The organism is Streptomyces purpurascens (assembly GCF_045040895.1).
Taxonomy (GTDB): domain Bacteria; phylum Actinomycetota; class Actinomycetes; order Streptomycetales; family Streptomycetaceae; genus Streptomyces; species Streptomyces purpurascens.
In genome coordinates, this window is record NZ_CP108341.1 from 8,572,850 (window position 1) to 8,590,840 (window position 17,991).

A 17,991-nucleotide genomic window follows, 5' to 3' on the forward strand; every position below is an offset into this window, starting at 1 on the left:
TGATCTCCCTATGGGCAATGAAAGTGGCCTCGATGCCGTCGACCGCGAAATTCTGTTTCATCTGCGCCAGGACGGCCGGCTGTCGAATGTCGAGCTGGCCAAGCGGGTGGGACTGACTCCGCCTCCCTGTCTGCGCCGGGTCAAGCGTCTGGAGGAGAGCGGCGTCATCGCCGGCTACCGGGCCGTCATCGACCCCGCAGCCGTGGGCCGCGAGCTCGAGGTGCTCATCGACGTCGAGATCTACGCCCAGGACCGCAGGACCGTCGAGGAGTTCGAGGCCACCGTCGCCTCCTACGAGGAGGTCGTCGAGTTCCGGCGGATGTACGGGCGCCCCGACTACTTCCTCCGTGTCGCCGTGGCCGACCACGCCGCCTACGAGGCCTTCATGATGGGCAGGCTCAGCGGCCTGCCCGCCGTCCTGCGTCTCGAGTCCCACCTCACCATGAAGACGATCAAGGTCGACGGCTGAGCGGACCCCGGGCACAGGCCGGCCCCGCCCGCCGCACAGGCCGGACGGGGCCGGGCGAGGCCGGGCAGGTGTCAGTCCCGGCCGCCCTTCTCGTCGGCCGGCCACGCGCCGGTCGAACGCTCGATGGCCTTGGCGCCCGCGCGGTCCACGGCGCTGCGCACCACCGCGAAGATGGCGCCCTGGACCGCCGCGGCGAGCAGGATCTCGCCCCAGCCGCGGTCCCGGTCCAGCGCGTCGGGCGCGTCCTCCTCGTGCCGGATCGCCATCCACGTCTTGCGGAAGGCGAGCCCGGCCAGCCAGCCGCTCGACCAGCCCAGCACGAACCCGAGGGGCTGGTAGGCGAGGGGCATCTTCTTCTTCTTGGCCACGGGGATCTCCTTGGTCGCTCAGGGGGGTGGGTGGAGGGGGTCAGGGGGTGTGCGCGGCCGGTATCCGCTCCTCGGCGCGGACCGGCCCCGGCGGTGTGCCGTCACCGAACGGCCTGCCGCCCAGTTCCGCACGGTGGTGCGCGGTCAGCCAGCCGGACAGGTCCGGCCCCAGCGGCACGACGCGGGTCGGGTTGATGCCCGTGTGCACCTGGTAGTAGTGGCGCTTGATGTGGTCGAAGTCGACGGTGTCACCGAACCCGGGCGTCTGGTACAGGTCACGGACGTACCCCCACAGCACCTGGTTCTCCGTCAGCTTCCAGCGGTTGCACTTGAAGTGGCCGTGGTAGACCGCGTCGAAGCGGACCAGCGTCGTGAACAGCCGGATGTCCGCCTCGGTGATCGTGTCGCCGACCAGGTACCGCTGCCGCTCCAGCCGCCCCGCGAGCAGCTCCAGCCGCCGGAACACGCCCGCGCAGGCGGTCTCGTACTCCTCCTGCCCGGTGGCGAACCCCGCCCGGTACACGCCGTTGTTGACGTCCTGGTAGACGTCCGCCATCACCTCGTCGATCTCGTCGCGCAGCGCGTCCGGGTACAGGTCGGGGGCGCCGTCCCGGTGCAGGGCCGTCCATTCGGTCGCGAGGTCGAGCGTGAGCTGCTGGTAGTCGTTGGTGACCAGCCTCCCGCTGGGCACGTCCACGATCGCCGGCACACTGACACCGCCGGGGTAGTCGCTCTCCCGCCGGTCGTAGGCCTCGCCGAGGTAGCGGATGCCGAGGACCGGGTCGCGGCCGTCCTCGTCCAGCGTGAAGCGCCAGCTGCGGTCGTCCTGGATCGGGTCGGCGACGGCCAGGGACAGCGCGTCCTCCAGGCCGAGCAGCCGCCGGGAGACCAGCGACCGGCTCGCCCACGGGCAGGCGCGGCTGACGACCAGACGGTAGCGGCCCGCCTCCACCGGCCAGCCGTCCCGGCCGTCCGTCGTGATCCGGTCCGCGAAATGCGCCTTGGACCGTTGGAACGTCCTCCTGCCATAGGCGCTGTTGCCGTCGACGTCGTCGCGGCTCATGGGGGTGACCTCCTTGCCGTGCGTGTGGCCTGCCGGTCGTGCGGGTGCCCTGGTGAACGCGTTCCCCTTTTTCCGCCGACGGCACGGTGTGAGCACCGCCGACCGGGGCAATCGGCGTGGGTGACTGAACAGGGATCTGATCGGAGGACACGCGTCACCGTGCTGGTGGCGCTCGCGGCCAACCTGGTGATCGCGGTCGCCAAGGCCGTCGGCGGACTGTTGGCGGGTTCACCCGCCCTGCTGTCGGAGGCGGCCCACTCGGTGGCCGACAGCCTGAACGAGGTGTTCCTGCTGGCGGCGCTGCGCCGCAGCCGCCGCCCCGCCGACCGGCGTCATCCCTTCGGCTACGGCAAGGAGCGGTTCTTCTGGTCGCTCCTCGCGGCGGTCGGGATCTTCGTCATGGGCGGCTGCTTCTCGTTCTTTCAGGGCTTCGAGGCCCTCGCGAGCGGATCGGAGGAGAAACTCAGCGGCTATGTCGCCGGCCTGATCGTGCTCGGTATCGCCCTCCTCGCGGAGGGCGGTTCCTTGTTGCGCGCCCTGTACCAGGTGCGCCGGCAGGGCGGTACGCGCGCCGGGCTGCGCGACCCGGCCCTGCGGACGGTCGTCGCCGAGGACGGCACCGCGGTGCTCGGCGTCACGCTGGCCATGGTGGGCATGGCGCTGCACATGGTCACCGGCCAGGTGGTGTGGGAGGCGTCCGCCTCACTCGCGATCGGCACCCTGCTGGTCTACGTCGCTTTCCGGCTGGGCCGTGACGCGCGCGACCAGCTGATCGGCGAGGCGGCCGACCCGGAGGCGAGCGGGCGGATCCAGGCACTGCTGCGGGCGCAGCCCGAGATCGACAGTGTGGAGGCACTGTTCACGATGAAGACGGGCCTCGACTCGACCCTCGTGGCCGCCCGCGTCGACCTGGTGCCCGGCCTGGACAGCGAGCACGTCGAGGACGTCGCCGTCCGCATCAAGCGCTCCATCGCCCGGACGGTGCCCGAGGCGGACCAGATCTTCCTCGACGTCACGGACCGCCGCGCCCGGGAGGCAGCAGAAAGCCCCGCCGCGACGGGGGAACGCGGCGGGGCCTGAACCACGCGTGCCCCGCCGCCAACGGTTCATGCAACCCGAGCGGAAATTCCTTGCCGCCCGCCCTGGCCTCAGTCTCCGGCGACGGGCTCCAGCACGAACAACGGGATCTCCCGGTCCGTCTTCTTCTGGTAGTCCGCGTACGCCGGATACGCCGCGACGGCCCGGTCCCACCACTCGGACTTCTCCTCGCCCGTGACCTCACGGGCGGTCATGTCCTGCTTCCGGGGCCCGTCCTGGAGCTCCACATGCGGGTCGGACTTGAGGTTGAAGTACCAGACCGGGTGCTTGGGCGCACCGCCGAGGGAGGCGACGGCGGCGTAACGCCCCTCGTGTTCCACCCGCATCACCGGCGTCTTGCGCAGCTTGCCGCTCTTGGCGCCCCGTGAGGTCAGGACGACGACCGGCATCTTGGAGCCCTGCAGTGTCGTCCCCTCCGTGCCGCCGGAGCTCTCGTACAGTTCCACCTGCTTGCGCACCCACTGCGTCGTGCTGGGTTCGTACTCGCCTTCGAGAGGCATGGCAATCCGTCCCATCGTCGTGTCAGAAGCCGACTGGTAACTGGTACCAGCCCTCAACACCGGTACACCCGGGAATCATCCTGGAGAAACGGCCATCCGCACGGCCAGCGCCGTCATCACCCCGCTCGCCACCAGCGCCGTCGCCAGCCGGCCCCGGTGACCGGTCAGCGCCCGGCCCAGCAGGGCACCGCTCCCGGCGAGCAGCACCTGCCAGCTGGCGGAGGCGGCGAAGGCGGCCAGGACGAACACACCCTGCTCCACCGGCCCGGCCGGACCCGTGGCCCGGGAGCCGAGCACGAGCGCCGCGAAGTAGATCACGGTGGTGGGATTGAGCAGGGTGATGCCGAGCAGCCCCGCGTAGGCCCGGGCGGGACTCGGGGGAGCGGGGGCCGTCCGCGTGGCGAGCCGGTGGCCGCGGTACTCGCGCAGGGCGGTGACCGCGCCCCACACCGTCAGCCCGAGCAGCACCAGGACACAGACCCAGCGCAGCGGCCCGAGCACCGGCCGCAGCGCGGCGGCCAGGGCCGTGCCCCCGAGCGTGGCGGCGAGGGCGTAGAGCCCGTCCGCGGTGGCGACGCCGAGCGCGGCGCAGACACCGGTACGCAGGGACGTGCGGGCGGTGAGGGAGACGAGGTAGGTCCCGACCGCGCCCACGGGGACGGCGATGCCGTACCCGGCGAGCAGCCCCGCGACGAGCGCGGCCGTCATGACCGCGGCGGCGTCGGCCCTCCACGGCGGCCGGACCGCTGCTGTCGGCGCGCGGCTGAAGCGGCGACGGACAGCGGCAGCGACGGCGGAAGGACATCGAGCGTGGGCATGGCTGGATCCTGAGGCCTGTCCCGCCGCCTCGACAACCGGTTTTCGAATCGCCGCCGTGACTTGCCCGGAGCCCCCGCTCCCGGCAAGGACCCCGATCGCGCACCACAGGTCCCGACCCCGGTCTTCGAACGTGAGGACGGCATTCCCCGGCCATGTTGCCGCCGCCACCGATCTGGCCGAACTTCGCGTCGTCCTTTAGGTGCCCGGGGCATCTAATGATGATCGGCACGACGCACTACTCGTCTGCGAGGTCTTCATGACGGACACGACCGCACCCGTCGCCTTCCCCCAGAGCAGGACCTGCCCCTACCACCCGCCCGCCGCCTACGACTCGCTGCGCACGGAGCGCCCCCTCACCCGCATCACCCTCTTCGACGGCCGCGAGGCCTGGCTGGTCAGCGGGCACGCGATCGCCCGCGCCCTGCTGGCCGACCCCCGCCTGTCGTCCAACCGCGACCGGCCCGGCTTCCCGGCCCCGACCAAGCGGTTCGCCGGGATCCAGAACCGCAGAACGGCCCTGCTGGGCGTCGACGACCCCGAGCATCGCGTCCAGCGCCGCATGGTCGTCGGGGACTTCACCCTCAAACGGGCCGTCGAACTCCGGCCACGGATCCAGCAGATCGTCGACGAGCGGCTCGACGCGATGATCGCCCAGGGCCCGCCCGCTGACCTGGTGACCGCCTTCGCGCTGCCGGTGCCGTCCATGGTGATCTGCGCCCTGCTCGGCGTCCCGTACTCCGACCACGACTTCTTCGAGACCCAGTCGCGACGGCTGCTGCGCGGCCCGGAGACCGCCGACGTGCTGGACGCCCGAGACCGGCTGGAGTCGTACTTCGGCGAGCTGATCGACCGCAAGCGCAAGGACCGGGGCACCGGTCTGCTGGACGATCTGGTCCACCGGCAGCCGGACGAGGGCGCACTCGACCGCGAGGACCTGATCGCCATGGCTCTCATCCTGCTGGTCGCGGGCCACGAGACGACCGCCAACATGATCTCGCTCGGCACCTTCACCCTGCTCCAGCACCCCGAGCGGCTCGCCGAACTGCGCGCGGACCCGGGGCTGCTGCCGACCGCGGTCGAGGAGCTGATGCGGATGCTGTCGATCGCGGACGGCATGCTGCGCCTGGCCGTCGACGACATCGAGGTGGCCGGGACGACGATCAAGAAGGGCGAGGGCGTGGTCTTCGCGACCTCCGTCATCAACCGCGACGAGACGGTCTACCCCGAGCCGGACACGCTCGACTGGAACCGCCCGTCCCGGCACCATGTCGCGTTCGGCTTCGGCATCCACCAGTGCCTCGGCCAGAACCTCGCCCGCGCCGAACTGGAGATCGCCCTGCACACCCTCTTCGACCGGCTGCCCGGCCTGCGCCTGGCCGCCCCGGCCGACGAGATCCCCTTCAAGCCGGGCGACACGATCCAGGGGATGCTGGAACTCCCCGTGACCTGGTAAGAGGCTTCCGCACATGCACATCGACATCGAGATCGACACGGACGTCTGCATCGGCGCGGGCCAGTGCGCCCTGACAGCCCCGGAGGTGTTCACCCAGGACGACGACGGCTACAGCGCCCTGCTGCCCGGACAGGAGGACGGCGGCGGCAGCCCGCTGGTGCGGGAGGCGGCCCGCGCCTGCCCGGTGAGCGCCATCACCGTCTCGGAGAGGGTGAGCTGAAGCCCGGCCTCACGTGGTCCGCAGGAGCAGCCGGGCCGCCTCGCGCGCCTCGGCCGCGGGCTCGGCGCTCCTGATGACACCCGCCGTGACCATGGCACCCTCGGCCAGCAGGAACAGCTGCCCGGCCAGCGCGTCGGGCAGCCCCGCCGCGTCCACGAGCAAGGCGAGGTAGTCCCGGAACGCCCGCTTGTGCGCGCGCACTTGGCCGGCCACGCGCGCGGACGTCGCGCCGAGTTCGCCGTAGGCGTTGATCCACGCGCAGCCGCGGAAGCCCGGCTCGCCGAACCACCCGCCGAGCCAGTCGAACACCGCCAGGATCCGCTCCTCGGGCTCCCCGTGCCGCTCGACGTACTCGGCCAGCTGCCCGCGCCAGCGCGTGTCGCGCCGCTCCAGATACGCCTCCACCAGCTGCTCCTTCGCCGGGAACAGCTGGTAGAGCCGCTTGAGTGAAATCCCGGACGTGCCGCGGACGTCGTCCATCCCGACGGACCGCACGCCCCGCCCGTAGAACAGCTCCTCGGCCGCGTCCAGCGCCCGCTCCCGGGCCGCCGCGCTGTCCATGTACCACCACTCCTTGACGAGAGAACGAGCGTTCTCCTACCGTAGCAGTCATCAGGAGAACGCTCGTTCTCCGTTGTGACCAGGGAGAATCAATGACCGCCCGCCCGCCCCTGCCGCCCTTCACCCGCGAGAGCGCCGCACAGAAGGTCCAGGCCGCCGAGGACGCCTGGAACACCCGCGATCCGCACAAGGTCGCCCTCGCCTACTCGGAGGACTCCGTCTGGCGCAACCGCGACACCTTCGTCACCGGCCGCGCCCGGATCGCCGAGTTCCTGACCCGCAAGTGGGAGCGCGAGCGGGAGTACGCGCTGCGCAAGGACCTCTGGGCCTTCGACGGCAACCGCATCGCCGTCCGCTTCCAGTACGAGTGCCGGGACACCGGGGGACAGTGGTGGCGCTCCTACGGCAACGAGCTGTGGGAGTTCGACGAGCACGGCCTCATGACCCGCCGCGAGGCAAGCATCAACGACGTACCGATCGAGGAGAAGGAGCGCCGCATCTTCGGCCCGCGGCCTGAACAGGACCGCGGACGCACCTTCCCGGTCCGGTGAGCGCGGGGGAGTCGCTAGGGTTTCCGGGATGACCGACCAGGCCGCCCGCAAGCCCTTCCTCTACGTCGTCGTCTGCGCGGCCGGAATCGCCGCGGACGTCAGCAAACTGATCACCGCCGCGCAGGAGCGGGACTGGGAGGTCGGTGTCATCGCGACTCCGGTCGCCATGAACGGCTTCTTCGACACCGCCGCCGTCGAAGCCCAGACGGGCCGCCCGATCCGCTCCGCCTGGCGCACCCCGGGCGAGCCCCGCCCGTTCCCGGCGCCCGACGCCCTGGTCGTCGCACCCGCCACCTTCAACACCGTCAACAAGTGGGCGGCCGGCATCGCCGACACCCTCGCGCTGGGCACCCTGTGCGAGGTCGCGGGGCTCGGCGTGCCGATCGCCGTCCTCCCGTGCGTGGCCGACGCGCTGGCCGCCCACCCCGCCTACCGGGACAGCCTCGAGCGGCTGCGGGGGATGGGTGTGCGGTTCGGGGAGCCGTACGCCGGAGAGCCGGGCGAGGACGGCGGGCGGCCGGAGTTCGGCTGGGAGCGGGCGCTGGACCTGGTCGAGCGGGGCTGACGGTCAGCCGCAGCCGACCGTGGGCCCCTCCACCATGCCGCCGGTGTAGAGCGCCTGCCCGCGCGGCATCCAGTAGCCCAGCTTCGAGACGACCGTCGAGCAGGCGGACCCCTGTGTGACCTGGACCCGCACGGTGGCCGGACGGCCCGGCTGGAGGTCGGTCAGCGCACAGTCCACGGAGTACGTCAGCCTGGCCTCGGACGGGGCCCGTCCGATGAGCGGGTTGACGCACCGGGCGTCCGCCGTGCTGATCCGCACCCCCGTGCTCTCCTCGCCGATCAGCCCGAAGCGGGCACTGCCGTCGCCCTGTTCGCTGTCGCGGTACACCCGGTACGTCAGCGTGGTGGTGGCCCCGCGACGCAGGGTGGTCCGGTCGACCTCGACGCGGTGCGTGGGCCGCTGCTTCGGCGCGCTCAGAGTGAGCACGGCCCGGACCGTGCCGCGCAGGTCCACACCGCCCGGCGTGGAGCGGACGTGCACGGTGGCCGTGACGTCGTAGATACCCGGGCCGGGGTACGGCTGGGACCCGGGCAGCGTCCCGGAGGCGACCGTCTTGCCCTGGCGCTTCGCCGTCCAGGTACCGGAGGTCAGACAGGCGTAGCGGACGGACGTGCCGGGACGGCTGCAGTTCGCGGGAGCCGAGACCGCCATCACCGGGGTGCCGCTGCCCGCGCACAGGCTGACCGTGGCCCGCTCGCCGTCCGCGCCGCTCAGGACCCCCGCGGGTGTGCACAGCGTCGCCGGTCCCTCGGCCGCCGGAGCCTGGGCCCGGACCTCGTGTCCGGGCGGGGCCGGCCGGCTCCAGGCGGTCGAGATCAGGGCGAGGGACGCCGCGGCCGCCCCGGTCAGGATCCTGAGTGTCCTCCGTCGTGCCGCCACGCGATCTCCCGTACACCGCCGACCGGCCGGGCGCCGGTCACCTGCGCCGAGGATGCGGCAGCGGTCCGGCCGTCTCGCCGCTCCCACGCCGTGCGGTCACCTGGGGGCAGCAACGATGACGGCCCGTCAGCCGGTCCGGCGCACCCTGCCTTCGAGCGCACACGAGCACGTACGCTCCCCCTGGAAACCCCTCCCGAAGGCAGGAGCAGCAACGATGCAGTACGTGAAGCTCGGTTCGACGGGCCTGGACGTCTCCCGGATCTGTCTGGGGTGCATGACCTACGGCCTGCCCGACCGCGGCCGTCACGAGTGGACCCTCGGCGAAGAGGCCTCGCGCCCGCTGATCCGGCAGGCGGTCGAGGCGGGGATCAACTTCTTCGACACGGCGAACGTCTACTCCGACGGCACCAGCGAGGAGATCGTCGGCCGTGCCCTGCGCGACTTCGCCCGCCGCGACGAGATCGTGCTCGCGACGAAGGTGCACGGCCGCATGCGGCCCGGGCCGAACGGCGGCGGACTGTCCCGCAAGGCGATCATCACCGAGCTCGACCAGAGCCTGACCCGCCTCGGCACCGACTACGTCGACCTCTACCAGATCCACCGCTACGACCCGCACACCCCCGTCGAGGAGACGATGGAGGCCCTGCACGACGTCGTCAAGGCCGGCAAGGTCCGCTACATCGGGGCCAGTTCGATGTACGCCTGGCAGTTCTCCAAGGCCCAGTACACCGCGCGGCTGAACGGCTGGACGCGCTTCGTCTCCATGCAGAACCACTACAACCTCATCTACCGCGAGGAGGAGCGCGAGATGCTGCCCCTCTGCGCGGACCAGGGCGTGGGCGTACTGCCCTGGAGCCCGCTGGCCCGCGGCCGCCTCACCCGTGACTGGGGCACCACGACCGAGCGCAGCGCCACCGACACCTTCGGCAGCAACCTGTACCAGGAGGGCGACCGCACCATCGTCGAGGCCGTCACCCGCATCGCGGCCGACCGTGACGTGCCCCGCGCCCAGGTGGCCCTGGCGTGGCTGCTCCACCAGTCCACGGTCACAGCGCCGATCGTAGGAGCGTCGAAGCCTCGGCACTTGGAGGACGCGGTGGCCGCCGTCGACCTCCAGCTCAGCGACAAGGAACTCGAGGAACTGGAACGCCCCTACACAGCGCATCCGATCGCCGGCCACTGAAACGCCCTGCTCTCCAGGGGCGCGGGTCTGCATCGATGTGCGGCTCCGCCGCGTGGGCGCGATCAGCCACAACGAGCGCGCAGACCACCGATCAGTGAGGCCCCTGCGGCGACGCGAACTCCGTCCCGCAGGGCCCCGCCCCCTCACTCTCCGGCAGAGCCACCCGCCCCCCACTCATCGACAACGTCCGGTAGAACCTCCCGATCCGCTCCGCCGACCGCCCCACATAGTGCCCGATGAACGACCGCCGGAACCGATCCCGCGACCGGTTCGGCTGCGACCCGTGCACCAGGCTGCCGTTGAAGAACAGGACATCCCCCGGCGACATGTCCACCGGCACGGGCGCCAGCCCGGGCGGCGGCGGAACATACTCCCGGGCGAAGGAAACCCCCGCATCCGCCTCCTCCGGGCAGAACACCTCCATCCGGTGCGTGCCCGGCACGACCTCAAGACCGCCGTTCTCCCGGTCGATCACATCGCACGCCAGCCACGCCGCCACACACGTGCCCGGCTCCACCCGCAGATAGAAGTTGTCCTGGTGCAGCGCCTGGCCCCGGGCGCCCGGCGGCTTGAAATAGAACATGCTCTGCGCGGCCAGGACCTCCTCCCCGAGGAGCACCTCCAGGACCGTGCGCAGCCGGGCGTCCAGCAGGACGTCCCGCGCGAGGCCGTTGATCTCGTGCGGGTGCATCACCCGCGGCCAGACGCGCAGCGGATCGGCGTCCGCCCCCGACGCACGCGGCTCGAAGTGCCCGGGAACCGGCCCGGCCGCGTGCAGTGCCGTGAACTCGCCGCACAGCCGCTCGATCTCGTCGGCCCCGAAGAGCCCGCGTACGACCATGAAACCGTCCTCCTCGAACCCCTCCCGGTACCGCCGGAGCCCGGCGGGGTCCAGGATGGGAGCGCCGGCGGCGCCGTTGCCCGTGACTGTCATGAGCGCACTCCTCGGTTGGGTGTCCACGGTCCGACACTAGGCCGCCCTGTCGTCGAGGAGGATGCCCGTGCCTGCTGACGGATTGCCCCGCACTGCTGAGAACGGGAACGACGGGGCCCCCGCCCCGCCGCCCGGTCTGGTCGTGCTCGGCCATTTCGACCAGCCGCCCGGCTACGCCGTCAACCGCCCGCGTGGCTCCGCGAGCTGGCTCTTCACCTGGACCACGGGAGGCCGGGGCCGACTGCGGCAGGGCGCGGTGGAGACCTCGGTCGGCGCAGGTGACCTCGTCGTGCTCGCGCCGGGCGTCCCGCACGGGTACGCGGTGGAACCCGGCGCCCGGCACTGGCGGTTCTGGTGGGCGCACTGCCAGGCCCGCCCGTCGTGGGCCGGGTGGCTGCGGCCGTACGACGCCGGCGACGGGGTGTACGTGGTCACGTCCGCCCCCGGTGTGCACGGACGCGTCGAGTCGGCGTTCCGGCGGATACACACCGACGCCCGCTGGACCGGGACCGAGGCACCGGCCGCACCGGCGCCCCCTGACGGGCAGGTCGCCGTCGCACACGGCAGCGCGGCCCGCGAACTCGCCCTGTGCGCGCTGGAGGAGATCGTCCTCCTCACCACTGCCGGCGCCCGCCCGGCGGCACCCCGCCCCGGCCTCGACGCACGGATCCGCCGGGCCGAGGAGCTGATCGCCGCCGACCCGGGCGCCCCGCACACCGTCCGCTCGCTCGCCGAGGGCGTCGCCCTGTCGCCGTCCCGCTTCGCCCACCTGTTCAGCCGGCAGCTCGGCCAGTCGCCCATGCACGCCCTGCGCGAGGCACGGCTGCGGCACGCCGCGCGGCTGCTGGAGGGCACCGACCTGCCCGTGGAACGGGTGGCCGCGGCCTCGGGTTTCGCCAGCCCGTTCCACTTCAACCGCGTCTTCCGTGAGCGCTACGGGATGCCGCCCGGCGCGTACCGGACAAAGTACGGCGACCCGTCCGGCCCAGCGGTTTCCGGACGGCGACGGGAACCGGGCGAATACCTGCCATAAAAACCGAGCGGGCAGCCCGGAAATCCCTTTCGGACCGCTGATTGACATTTTGTCAAAAAGCCCTGGCCGTCTACGTAATGCACGAAACCGCGAGATCTCTTGTTCCCTGTCGCTGACCTGTGCAAAGGTGTGCCCTGTCGGCGTGCGGACAGCGCGCCGTTCTTTCGTATGCGCGAGGCCGCCGTGCCGGCATACCCCTTGGTATGGACTTTATTCCGCATGTCCTTGAGAGGAATGCAGCCGTGAACGACGCAAGTCCGTCGAATTCCCCGGCCCCGGCCCGCAGGTTCGGCCCGACGGACGAGCAACTGAGCGCCGAGCTCAGGAAGTGGACGGGCGCGACGCCCGCACTTCATCCCGTCGGCGAGCTGCTGGACCGGCACTGGGAGGCGGCATTCGCCTACGCCCGGCTGTGCACCGCCGGTCCGCATTTCGCCGGAATGCTCACCACCGCGGCCTTCACCCGGCTCTTCGGCGAAAGCCTGCGCCAGAACGGTCCGACGTCCGCCTGGCGGCCCCAACTGCTCGTCACCGTGCGGCGGATCGCGGCCGAGTGGGCCACCGACCACCGAAGAGACATGCTCCACCCGGATCTGCTGTCCGAGGCCGGTGACGGGGAGCGGCCGGCCGCCCGGCTGCTGCCGCCGCAGCACCGGCGCTTGCTGTCCGGGGCCTTTCAGCGGCTGCCCCAGTCGGCCCGCTGCCTGCTGTGGCACATCGAGGTCGAGGCCGAACCGCTCACGGCTCCCGCCGGGTTGCTCGGCCTGGACGAGGAGGGCGCGCGCGTCGAACTGGCCCGGGCCCGGGACCGGATGCGTGAGGAGTGCCTCCAGCTGCACCGCGAACTCGCCCCCGACGAGGAATGCCGGCGCTATCTGCGCCTGCTGGACGTGACGTACCGACGTGGCGCCCTCGAGCTTGACCCCGATCTACGCGCGCATATCGAGGGATGCGGGCACTGCAGCGCCGCCGCGGACCAGCTCGACCGGTTCAACCACGGGCTCGGCGTCGCCCTGGCGGAGGCGGTGCTGGGCTGGGGCGGGCAGGACTACGTGGAGAGCGCGTCGAGCGCCGCCGCGGAGGCCTCCCTGGAGAGCGGGGTTCCCGGGGACATGGCCGGCACGGAACCGGCCGGTGCCGCGCGTGCGGCGTTCCCGGACCCCGTCGCCCTCGCCGGCGCGATCGGGGAGTCGTTCACCGACCCCGTCGAGCCGGTGGCCGCCCCACCCGCCCCCGCAGCCGAAGGGGAAGCGGGGGCCCCACCGCGGGTCCGGGTCCAGACACAGGACCAGGCGCAGGCACTGGCTCACGCCCAGGAGGCATTCCCCACCCTCCCGCCCGACGCGCCGGCACCGGCCGGTGGAACGGCTCCCGGCCCGGGCGCCGTTGGCCCCCGCACCGCCTCGCGCAGATCCGCCCACAAGGCGGCCCGCCGTGCCGCCCGCCGCCGTAACCTCACCGTGGGCGTCCTGACCGTCAGCGGCCTGGTCGTCCTCCCGCTGGTCCTGTGGTCCATCGGCAACTCCGGCGACGCCGCCCCGCCGGCCGGCGCGGACCGGCCCTCCGAGGCATCCGGCCCGGGCGCGGGCAAGCCGACCGGTGACCCGTCCTGGATCGGGGCGGGCGAGCCCCGCAAGGGCGCTCTGCGCGGCCGGCTGCACAACATCGCCTCGGGCCTGTGTGTCGGCATCGAGGGCAAGAAGGCCGTCGAGGACGCGGAAGCCGAACTCACCACCTGCTCCTCGGCCCCCGCCCAGCAGTGGACGTACGAGACCGACGGGCTGCTGCGCAACGGTGCCGACCCCGACCTGTGCCTGGACTCACGGCTCGGCTACTCGGTGCGGCTGGCCCCCTGCACGGGCCCGTCCCGCCCCGACATCAAGGACATTCGCTACGACTTCATCCTCCAGGGCGCCCTGGTGCCCCGCCGGGACCAGGAGCTCGCCCTGGCCCCGGCCGCGACCGACGGCTCGGGGGCCCTGGTCCTCAAGACCCGGGCGGACGACGAGGTCCAGCGCTGGGTGATCGACACCTCCAAGACCGATCTCCAGATGGAGGTCGTCAACTGGGAAGCCGCCGCTCCGGTGCCGCAGCCCGAGCCCACCCCGACCCCCACCCCCACACCGTCGAGGACACCCGAGCCGACCCCCACCCCGACCGCCACTCCGTCGACGTCCCGGCCGGCGCCCACGAGCCCGTCGCCCAGCACCACGTGCCACTACTACGGCTACTACTGCTCCGGGAACGGCGACCACGGCTACCCCGGATACGGCGATGGCTATGGATACGGCTATGGATACGGATACGGATACGGGGATGGCTACGGCGGTCGCGGCCGCTGACCGGGCGCGGCTCAGACCCCCACGACCCCCAGCGACAGCCACAGCGCCACCACGGCCGGCACCAGCGCGGCGGGTACCGCGAGCAGCCCGAGCCGGGTGAATTCCCCGAGCTCGACGCGGTGCCCGTGCTGATGCACGATCCGCCGCCACAGCAGGGTCGCCAGCGATCCGGCGTAGGTCAGGTTGGGGCCGATGTTCACGCCGAGCAGCACCGCCAGCACGGCACCAGGACCGGCCCCGGCGGTCAGCGGCAGCAGCACCAGCACCGCGGGCAGGTTGTTGATCAGGTTCGCCAGGACGGCGGCCAGTACGGCCACGCCCAGCAGCGCGAGCAGGCCCGAGCCGTCGGGCAGCACACGGTGGAGCGCGTCGGCGAGACCGTTGTCGACGACCGCGCGCACGACGACGCCGAGCGCGAGCACGAACGCCAGGAAGGCCGGGGCCGCGGACTGCACCACCGTCAGCGGGGTGGCCCGCCGCCGCAGCAGCGCCCGCCCGGCCAGCACCAGCGCACCCGCCAGCGCGGCCCACGCCGGTGCGATCCCGAGGGCGGAGGCCACGACGAACCCGGCGAGTGTGCAGCCCACCGTGACCAGGGCGAACAGCGGCAGCTCGGGGGGCCGCGCGGGGTCGGGGGAGGGGAGCGGGGCGGCCAGTTCATCGTCGAAGAACCGCCGGAAGATCAGGTACTCGGCGCCGATCGCGACGAGCCAGGGCAACGCCATGAGTGCCGTGAACCGGGTGAAGCTCAGCCCGCTCGCCGTGAAGGCGAGGAGGTTGGTCAGGTTGGAGACCGGCAGCAGCAGCGAGGCGGTGTTCGACAGGTGGGCGCACGCGTAGAGGTGCGGCCGGGCCTGGACGCCCATCCTGGTGGCGGTGGCGAGCACCACCGGTGTCAGCAGGACGACCGTGGCGTCCAGGCTGAGCACGGCCGTGATGACGGAGGCCAGCGCGAACACCGCGGTCAGCAGCCGCCCGGGACGCCCCGCCGCCCAGCGGGCCATCCACGCCCCGGACGCCGTGAACAGTCCCTCGACGTCGCAGAAGTGGGCGAGCACCAGCACGGCCGCGAGGAAACCGACCACGGGCCCCAGCCGCTGGATCTCCTCCCATGCGTGCGTGGGCGAGATCACTCCGACGGCGACGGCGAGCCCGGCGGCCGGAACCGCCAGTACGGCCTCGGGCAGCCCCTTCGGACGGACTACGGCCCAGACGAGGACCGCGGCCAGCAACGCCACGGACAGGACTTCGGCGAGCGGGGTGTTCAGGGCGGGGTCCTCCGGGGCGTGTGCAGGCGGTGCCCGCCCATGAAACCAGGCTCCGGTAAGAATCCGTGCACGGGCTTTCATACGGCCCGCTTCGGAGCGTGACCAGCGGTGCCGCCGTGGTCACTGTCCGTTCACAGCGCGTCGAGCATCGTCAGCTCGGCCCAGATCGTCTTGCCCTCGGGGGTGTGCCTGCTGCCCCAGCGCTGGGTGAGCTGGGCGACCAGGAGCAGACCGCGGCCGCCCTCGTCCCAGGTCTTGGCCCGGCGCAGATGCGGGGCCGTGTGGTTGGTGTCGGACACCTCGCAGATCAGCGTGGCCGCGTCGTGGATCAGCCGCAGCCGGATGGGCTTGGCGCCGTAGCGGATGGCGTTGGTGACCAGCTCGCTCACCACCAGCTCCGCGGTGAACGTGGCCTCGGTCAGCGACCAGCGCTCGAGCTGTTCGACGACCTGCTTGCGGATGGGGGCCACCAGCGCCGGGTCGGCCGGGATGTCCCAGGTCGCGACCTGGGAGGACGGCAGGCCGCGGGTGCGGGCCAGCAGCAGGGCCACGTCGTCGGCGGAGCCGCCCGAGGGGAGCAGCGCCTGCAGCACGCGGTCGCAGATCTCGTCCAGCGAGCCGGCGGGGGCCGACAGGGACTCGCCGAGCATCCGCTGGCTCGTGTCGACGTCCCGCTCGCGGCTCGCGAGCAGCCCGTCCGTGTGGAACGACAGGACACTGCCCTCCCGCAGCTCCACCTCGGCGCTCTCGAACGGCAGCCCCCCGACACCGAGCGGGGGACCGGAGGGCAGGTCGAGCTGCCGGGCCGGGCCGTCCGGTGGGACCAGGAAGGGCTGCGGGTGCCCGGCCCGGGCCAGGGTGCAGCGCCGCGACACCGGGTCGTACACCGCGTAGAGGCAGGTCGCGCCGACCTCCCCGGTGCCGGCCGCCTCTTCGCCGCCGGACTCCTGGGACAGCCGGACGACCAGGTCGTCGAGGTGGGTGAGCAGTTCGTCGGGGGCCAGGTCGATGTCGGCGAGGGTGCGGACGGCGGTACGCAGCCGGCCCATGGTGGCCGAGGCCTGGATGCCGTGGCCGACGACGTCCCCGACGACCATGGCGACCCGCATCCCGGACAGCGGGATCACGTCGAACCAGTCGCCGCCCACACCGGAGCGGGTGGCGGGCAGATAGCGGGAGGCCGCCTCCACCGCGGCGGTGTGCGGCAGGTGGCGGGGCAGCAGGCTGCGCTGCAGCGTGAGGGTCGTCTCCCGCTCGCGGGAGTAGCGGCGCGCGTTGTCGATGCAGACGGCGGCCCGGGCCGTGACGTCCTCGGCCAGCAGCACATCGTCGTCCGTGAAGTCCTCGGAGCGGCGAAAGCGGGTGAACACCGCGACCCCGAGGATGGTGCCCCTGGCCTGGAGCGGGACGGACATCGTGGAGTGGATGCCGTACTCGCGGACCCGCCGGAAGCGGACCGGGTCCCAGGCGAGCCACCGTTCGAGGTCGTCTGCCGAACCCGAGGCCACCACCGCGTGGCCCACGATCAGCGAGGCCGCCTGCGGGGAGGACGCCGGGTAGACCTCCACCTGCCCCGGCTTGGCGACGGCCTCGGGGCTGCCCGTGTTGACGGACTGGTGGGCGGCCCGGCGCAGACTCACCGGCGGGACGGGCGGCCCTGCGGACTCGCCGCCGTGCTCCCGGGTGTCGAGCAGGTCGACGCTGACGAAGTCGGCGAGCGCCGGGACGCACACGTCCGCCAGCTCCTGGGCCGTACGGGTGACGTCGAGGGTGGTGCCGATGCGCACGCTCGCCTCGTTGACCAGTTGCAGCCGCTGCCGTGACCGGTACTGGTCGCTGAAGTCGTGGGCGGTCACGCACACGCCCCGCACCTGGCCGGACGGGTCGGTGAGCGGGGCGATCCGGGCCAGCCAGGCGTGTGCCCCCCGGGTCTCGCCGCTGGCCTTCATGTACGTCTGCATGTTGTGCCGCCGGCCGGTGCTCAGCACCCGGCGCAGATTCTCCTCGAGCTCGGTGTTCTGCGGCCGGCTGCCGATGTCGGTGGGTCTCAGACCCCGCAGGCGGTCGGCGGGCATCCCGAGGAGGTCCGCCATGGCGTCGTTGACGCCGCGCAGCCTCAGCCCCTCGTCGAAGATCATCGTGGCGCAGGGTGACTGCGTGAGGGCCGCCCGCACCAGCGGGTCGTCCGACAGATCCGCACCGGCGGCCTCCGGCGGGGACACGGCGAACCACTCGGCCGTCTCGCCCTCCGGCGGTCTGCGGTGGGCGAGCACCCACACGGACACCGTACGGCCGTCGCGGTGACGCAGCGCGAGCATGCCGCTCCAGCGGGCATCGCGGGGTGCGGGCGGGGTGTCCGCGTCGTCGGCCAGCAGCTCGGCGGCCGGGCGGCCCACGACCTCGGCGGCGGTGTGGCCCAGCAGCCGGCTGGCGCCCTCGCTCCACTCGGTGAGCACGCCGTCGGCGGCGATGACGGCACGCGCGGCCCTGTCATCGTCGAACGGCTCGTCCGGGCTCATCGTCGCCACTCCATACGGACACTCACAGTGATCAGAGAGGTCGCTTGCGTTCCAGCCTAGTCCGTAGGCGCCCGACATGAACCGGTAACCCCGAGGGCGCCCGGCCGTGCGGGGGCGAGGCGCGATTCCGGCCGATGTGACGCCCGGGACAGAAGGATGTCGCCGC

General features: G+C 72.4%; 18 protein-coding genes. 9 read left to right on the forward strand and 9 right to left on the reverse strand.

Annotated elements, in window-relative coordinates:
- The first annotated feature begins 10 nt into the window (after nucleotides 1-10).
- On the forward strand, nucleotides 11-469 hold the full coding sequence (locus OHU35_RS38930; protein WP_189722002.1) for an Lrp/AsnC family transcriptional regulator: 459 nt from the start codon (nucleotides 11-13) through the stop codon (nucleotides 467-469).
- A 71-nt stretch (nucleotides 470-540) separates the two neighbouring features.
- On the opposite strand, the gene OHU35_RS38935 is transcribed toward OHU35_RS38930, so the two are convergent.
- Both OHU35_RS38935 and OHU35_RS38940 read right to left on the reverse strand, forming a co-directional pair.
- Complete coding sequence (locus tag OHU35_RS38935; RefSeq protein WP_189722001.1) at nucleotides 541-837, reverse strand: DUF4235 domain-containing protein; 297 nt, start codon at nucleotides 835-837, stop codon at nucleotides 541-543.
- A gap of 40 nt (nucleotides 838-877) precedes the next feature.
- The gene (locus OHU35_RS38940) at nucleotides 878-1,900 is read right to left on the reverse strand and encodes a glutathione S-transferase family protein (RefSeq protein ID WP_405508696.1); all 1,023 of its coding nucleotides are present in this window, start codon (nucleotides 1,898-1,900) and stop codon (nucleotides 878-880) included.
- 159 nt (nucleotides 1,901-2,059) lie between these two features.
- Between OHU35_RS38940 and OHU35_RS38945 the strand changes: the two genes are divergently transcribed.
- On the forward strand, nucleotides 2,060-2,980 hold the full coding sequence (locus tag OHU35_RS38945; protein WP_189721999.1) for a cation diffusion facilitator family transporter: 921 nt from the start codon (nucleotides 2,060-2,062) through the stop codon (nucleotides 2,978-2,980).
- 68 nt (nucleotides 2,981-3,048) lie between these two features.
- On the opposite strand, the gene OHU35_RS38950 is transcribed toward OHU35_RS38945, so the two are convergent.
- Together OHU35_RS38950 and OHU35_RS38955 are read right to left on the reverse strand one after the other, a co-directional pair.
- Complete coding sequence (locus tag OHU35_RS38950) at nucleotides 3,049-3,498, reverse strand: nitroreductase family deazaflavin-dependent oxidoreductase (protein ID WP_189721998.1); 450 nt, start codon at nucleotides 3,496-3,498, stop codon at nucleotides 3,049-3,051.
- Nucleotides 3,499-3,573: 75 nt separating this feature from the next.
- Nucleotides 3,574-4,206, reverse strand: coding sequence for a LysE/ArgO family amino acid transporter (locus OHU35_RS38955; RefSeq protein WP_405508698.1), 633 nt, complete (start codon nucleotides 4,204-4,206; stop codon nucleotides 3,574-3,576).
- A 367-nt stretch (nucleotides 4,207-4,573) separates the two neighbouring features.
- Here OHU35_RS38955 and OHU35_RS38960 point away from each other — a divergent pair, with 367 nt between their 5' ends.
- Together OHU35_RS38960 and OHU35_RS38965 are read left to right on the forward strand one after the other, a co-directional pair.
- Entirely contained in the window at nucleotides 4,574-5,770 is a 1,197-nt protein-coding gene (locus tag OHU35_RS38960) for a cytochrome P450 (protein ID WP_189721996.1), read from the forward strand.
- Between the two features lie 19 nt (nucleotides 5,771-5,789).
- Nucleotides 5,790-5,990, forward strand: a complete 201-nt coding sequence (locus tag OHU35_RS38965) for a ferredoxin (RefSeq protein ID WP_372498772.1) — start codon at nucleotides 5,790-5,792, stop codon at nucleotides 5,988-5,990.
- A 9-nt stretch (nucleotides 5,991-5,999) separates the two neighbouring features.
- On the opposite strand, the gene OHU35_RS38970 is transcribed toward OHU35_RS38965, so the two are convergent.
- Nucleotides 6,000-6,551, reverse strand: coding sequence for a TetR/AcrR family transcriptional regulator (locus tag OHU35_RS38970; protein ID WP_405508700.1), 552 nt, complete (start codon nucleotides 6,549-6,551; stop codon nucleotides 6,000-6,002).
- Between the two features lie 92 nt (nucleotides 6,552-6,643).
- Between OHU35_RS38970 and OHU35_RS38975 the strand changes: the two genes are divergently transcribed.
- On the forward strand, nucleotides 6,644-7,102 hold the full coding sequence (locus OHU35_RS38975) for a nuclear transport factor 2 family protein (RefSeq protein WP_189721993.1): 459 nt from the start codon (nucleotides 6,644-6,646) through the stop codon (nucleotides 7,100-7,102).
- 28 nt (nucleotides 7,103-7,130) lie between these two features.
- Complete coding sequence (locus tag OHU35_RS38980; RefSeq protein WP_405508702.1) at nucleotides 7,131-7,667, forward strand: flavoprotein; 537 nt, start codon at nucleotides 7,131-7,133, stop codon at nucleotides 7,665-7,667.
- Nucleotides 7,668-7,670: 3 nt separating this feature from the next.
- Here the strand turns inward: OHU35_RS38980 and OHU35_RS38985 are convergent, their stop codons facing one another.
- A complete protein-coding gene (locus OHU35_RS38985) occupies nucleotides 7,671-8,546 on the reverse strand; it encodes a hypothetical protein (RefSeq protein ID WP_189721991.1) in 876 nt (291 codons plus the stop codon).
- Nucleotides 8,547-8,760: 214 nt separating this feature from the next.
- Here OHU35_RS38985 and OHU35_RS38990 point away from each other — a divergent pair, with 214 nt between their 5' ends.
- Nucleotides 8,761-9,729 (forward strand): aldo/keto reductase, encoded by a 969-nt coding sequence (locus tag OHU35_RS38990; protein ID WP_405508704.1) that lies wholly within the window; start codon nucleotides 8,761-8,763, stop codon nucleotides 9,727-9,729.
- Nucleotides 9,730-9,820: 91 nt separating this feature from the next.
- Here the strand turns inward: OHU35_RS38990 and OHU35_RS38995 are convergent, their stop codons facing one another.
- Nucleotides 9,821-10,663: a phytanoyl-CoA dioxygenase family protein gene (locus OHU35_RS38995; protein WP_405508706.1), complete on the reverse strand. Its 843-nt coding sequence runs from the start codon at nucleotides 10,661-10,663 to the stop codon at nucleotides 9,821-9,823.
- Between the two features lie 61 nt (nucleotides 10,664-10,724).
- Here OHU35_RS38995 and OHU35_RS39000 point away from each other — a divergent pair, with 61 nt between their 5' ends.
- Together OHU35_RS39000 and OHU35_RS39005 are read left to right on the forward strand one after the other, a co-directional pair.
- On the forward strand, nucleotides 10,725-11,696 hold the full coding sequence (locus tag OHU35_RS39000; protein WP_405508708.1) for a helix-turn-helix domain-containing protein: 972 nt from the start codon (nucleotides 10,725-10,727) through the stop codon (nucleotides 11,694-11,696).
- 242 nt (nucleotides 11,697-11,938) lie between these two features.
- Nucleotides 11,939-14,038: a ricin-type beta-trefoil lectin domain protein gene (locus OHU35_RS39005; protein ID WP_405508709.1), complete on the forward strand. Its 2,100-nt coding sequence runs from the start codon at nucleotides 11,939-11,941 to the stop codon at nucleotides 14,036-14,038.
- Between the two features lie 11 nt (nucleotides 14,039-14,049).
- On the opposite strand, the gene OHU35_RS39010 is transcribed toward OHU35_RS39005, so the two are convergent.
- Both OHU35_RS39010 and OHU35_RS39015 read right to left on the reverse strand, forming a co-directional pair.
- On the reverse strand, nucleotides 14,050-15,306 hold the full coding sequence (locus tag OHU35_RS39010) for an arsenic transporter (protein WP_405509410.1): 1,257 nt from the start codon (nucleotides 15,304-15,306) through the stop codon (nucleotides 14,050-14,052).
- Between the two features lie 131 nt (nucleotides 15,307-15,437).
- Nucleotides 15,438-17,825: a SpoIIE family protein phosphatase gene (locus OHU35_RS39015; protein WP_405508711.1), complete on the reverse strand. Its 2,388-nt coding sequence runs from the start codon at nucleotides 17,823-17,825 to the stop codon at nucleotides 15,438-15,440.
- Nucleotides 17,826-17,991: the final 166 nt, after the last annotated feature.